At 78.2% G+C, this 3,704-nt stretch carries 2 protein-coding genes; both read right to left on the reverse strand.

From position 1 onward, the window contains the following. Positions 1–53: 53 nt before the first annotated feature. Positions 54–1,787, reverse strand: coding sequence for an ABC transporter ATP-binding protein (locus tag ACFUEL_RS36835; RefSeq protein WP_380242117.1), 1,734 nt, complete (start codon positions 1,785–1,787; stop codon positions 54–56). Beyond that, positions 1,780–3,645, reverse strand: a complete 1,866-nt coding sequence (locus tag ACFUEL_RS36840; RefSeq protein WP_380242119.1) for an ABC transporter ATP-binding protein — start codon at positions 3,643–3,645, stop codon at positions 1,780–1,782. The genes ACFUEL_RS36835 and ACFUEL_RS36840 overlap by 8 nt, the downstream gene beginning before the upstream one ends. Positions 3,646–3,704: the final 59 nt, after the last annotated feature.

The raw sequence follows: 3,704 nt of genomic DNA on the forward strand, positions 1-3,704 counted from the left end.
GGGTGCCGTCCGTCCGGTCTCCCGGGCGGGCGGCACCCCGACGACATCGAAGCTTAGGCTAGCCTAACCTTTCCTTCGCGCAAAGGGCGGCCCACCCCTGACCCCTCGTCAGCGACCACCCGCCCCCCGGCCAGCCGCACCACCCGGGGCAGCCGGGCGATGGTGGCCGGGCGGTGCGCGATCACGATCAGCGTGCAGCCGGCGTGCAGCTCGTCCAGGGCGCGCTCCAGCCGGGCGGCGGTCACCGGGTCGATGTCGGCGGTGGCCTCGTCCAGCACCAGCACCGCCGGGTCGGCCAGCACCGCCCGCACCACGCCGAGGATCTGCCGCTCCCCCGCCGACAGCCGCGCCCCGCGCTGCCCGACCTCGGCGTCCGGGCCGCCCAGCGCCGCCAGCCAGTCCGTCAGGCCGAGCCCGGCCACCGCCCGTTCGAGCGCCGCCCGGTCGGGGGCGCCGCCCACCAGCGCCAGGTTCTCCGCGACGGTGCCGGTGACCAGGCGCACCTCCTGCGGGACGAGCACGATCCGGCGGCGCAGCTGCCGCTCGGGCAGGGCGGCCAACGGGGTGCCGGCGAAGGCGACCCGGCCGGCGTCGGGGGCGTACAGGCCGCACAGCAGCTTGGCCAGGGTGGTCTTGCCGGAGCCGGTCTCGCCGACCACGCCGGTGCGGCTGCCCGCCGGGAACGCCAGGGTGACGCCGTGCAGCGCCCGGCCGTCCGCGCGGTAGCCGAAGTCGACGTCCGTGCAGCGCAGTTCACCGCGCTCGGGCAGGTCCTCGACGTCCGCGGCGGGCGCCGTGGCGGCGGTCGCGGCGAGCAGGTCGAGCAGCCGGGCCAGGCCGGTGCGGGCGGTGGCGACCTCGCCGACCAGCTGCGACAGGTCGGTGCAGGCGTCGAACAGGTTGCGGCTCGCGACCACGAACACCACGACGGTGGCGACGCCCACCGCGTCCCGGGTGACCAGCCAGCCGCCGGCGCCGAGCAGCGCGACCAGCGCCAGGCCCTCGACCAGGCCGACCAGGTCGATCCGGTTCTCCACCCGCAGGGCGCGCCGGGCCGCGCGCACCGCGTGCCGGTTCTCCGCATCGAAGCGCCGCGTCCAGCCGGGCAGGCCGCGCGAGGTCTGCAGCGCCTCCCGGGCGGTCAGCGTCTCGGCGAAGGTCGCCGCGACGGTCGCTTCGGCACTCGCCTTGCCGCCGAACGCGGCCGCCGCGTCGCGCTGGAACCAGCGGGTGACCAGCAGCGTCGGCGGCAGGAACACCACCAGCTGGACCAGCAGCAGCGGCCACGAGTACCCGGCCAGCACGGCGAGGGTGAAGCCGAGGACGGCCAGCGCGGAGACCAGGTTGCGCAGGTGCAGCCGGACGAACGCGGCCAGTTCGGCCACCTCGCCGGTGGCGCGGCGCAGCAGGTCGCCGCCGCGGTGGGTCTCCAGGAAGCGCAGCGGCGCGGTGGCCAGGTTCTCCACCGCCTGCTCGCGCAGGGCCCGCACCACCTCCTCGCCGCTGCGGATCAGCAGCAGCTCGCCGACCCGGGCCAGCACCAGCTGGGCGGCGGCCAGCCCGGCCAGCAGGACGACGGCCAGCACGAGGCGGCCCCGGTCGGCGTCCAGCAGCGCGTCGGTGGCCAGGCCCACCAGCGGGGCGACGGCCACCAGCGCGGCGGAGTCGGCCAGCGCCACGCCGAGCGCCACCGCGAGCCGGGCCCGGTGCGGGCGCAGGTACGGCAGGGCCCGGCGCAGCACGCCGCGCTCGTCGGCCTCCTCGCGCAGGAGCGGCTGTTCAGCCACGGCGGGCCTCCAGGAGGTCGGCGGGGGTCGGTTCGGGGGCCATCAGTTCGACCGTCCGGTCGGCGGCGGCCAGTACGGCGGTGCGGTGGGTGGCGAAGAGCAGAGTGCGGCGGCCGGCGGCCCAGGTGCGCAGGCCGTCCAGGACGTGTGCCTCGGTGGTGGTGTCCAGGGCCGAGGTGGCGTCGTCGAGCAGCAGGACGGCGGGGTCGCCGAGCAGGGCGCGGGCGATCGCCAGGCGCTGGACCTGGCCGCCGGAGAGCGCGGTGCCGCCCTCGCCGAGTTCGGTGGCGTAGCCGTCGGGCATCGCGGCCAGCTGCCCGTGCAGCCCGGCGGTGCGGCAGGCGTCCTCCAGGGCGGCCTGCGGGAGGTCGCGGCCCAGCCGGAGGTTGTCGGCGACGGTGCCGGAGAGCAGCACGGGCCGCTGGGCGACGTACGCGATCCGGGAGCGGACCTCGTCCAGCCGGGCGGCGCGCAGGTCGGTGCCGCCGTAGCGGACGGTGCCCGCGTCGGGGTCGTCGAGGCGGACGCCGAGCCGCAGCAGGGTGCTCTTGCCCGCGCCGGTGGCGCCGTGCAGTGCGACGAACTCGCCTGCGGCGACGGTCAGTTCGACGGGCCCGAGGACGGCCTTGCCGTCCCGTCGGGCCAGCACTCCGGTGAACTCCAGGGTGCCCGCCGCCGGGAGGTCCACCGGCTCGGGCGGGTCGGCGACGGTCGCGGTGACGGACAGCACCTCGTCGATCCGGGCGGCGGCGACGTCGGCCTGGCCGCGTTCCAGCAGCCGGTCGACCAGGACGCGGGTGGCCAGGGTGACGACGGCCATCCAGGAAGTGAAGGCGACCAGCCCGCCGACGGTGAGGCGCCCGTCCAGCACGGCCAGGCCGCCGAGGCCGACGCCCGCGGCGACGGCCAGCCGCGGGACGAGCGGGGCGACGGCGGCCCAGCCGGCCTCGATCCGGGCGGCGGTGAGGGTGCGGGCGGTGACCTCGGCGCTGGCGGTGTGGTGCCGGTCGACCAGCGGGCGGTGCCCGCCGGTGCCGCGCAGGCCGGTGCCGAGTTGCAGCAGGTCGGCGACGGCGTCGGCGCGGCGGCCGTGCGCGGCGGCGAGGTCGGCGGAGGCGGCGGCGAAGCGGCGCGGGTAGTGCAGGTTGACCCAGACCAGGAACGGCAGGGTGGCCAGGGTGACCAGCAGCAGGCCGGGGTCGAGGGCGCCGATCGCGGGCAGCACGGTCAGGAAGGTCGTGCCGAGCACCACCCAGACCGCCAGTCCGTGCACCCACTCGCGGACCAGGTCGGTGTCCCGGGTGGCCCGCATCGCCAGGTCGCCGTGGCCGCGCGCGGCGAGCGCCGCCCGGTCCAGGGCGGCCAGGTGGCGCAGCAGCCGTCCGCGCAGGTCGGCGCCGACCTTGGCGTCCGCGTACCCGGCCCAGTACTGCCAGCCGTACAGCCCGGCGAACTGGACCAGGGCGGCCAGCGCGGTGGCGGCGGCCCAGGTCAGCAGGGCGCCGCCGTCGTGCCGTTGCAGCCCGTCGTCCAGGGCCTTCTGCACGCACCAGGGGACGGCGAGCAGGGCGAGTTGCCGGATCGCGGCGGCGGCCATCGCGGCGGCCACGGTGGCCCGGTGCGGGCGCAGCGCGGCGCGCAGCAGTGCCTTGGCGCGGCGGCGGCGTTCGGCGGGGAGGGCGGCGGGGGCGAGGTCCTCGTCGGCGAGGCCGGGGCCCTCATCGGCGAGGTCGGGGCCCTGGGCGGCGGGGGCGGGGCCCCGAGCGGCGGGGTCCCGGGCCGGATCGGGGGCCGGGTCCGGAGCGGGGGCCTCGGCGGCGGGAGCCTCGGCGGCGGGGGCGGGCTGGTGGGTGCTCACGGCGTTGGCCATCCGTCGGGTAGCGGCGGGGCGAGGGGCGGCCCGGAGCTGGTCCGGGC

The sequence above is a fragment of the Kitasatospora sp. NPDC057198 genome, assembly GCF_042670125.1.
Classification (GTDB): Bacteria; Actinomycetota; Actinomycetes; order Streptomycetales; family Streptomycetaceae; genus Kitasatospora.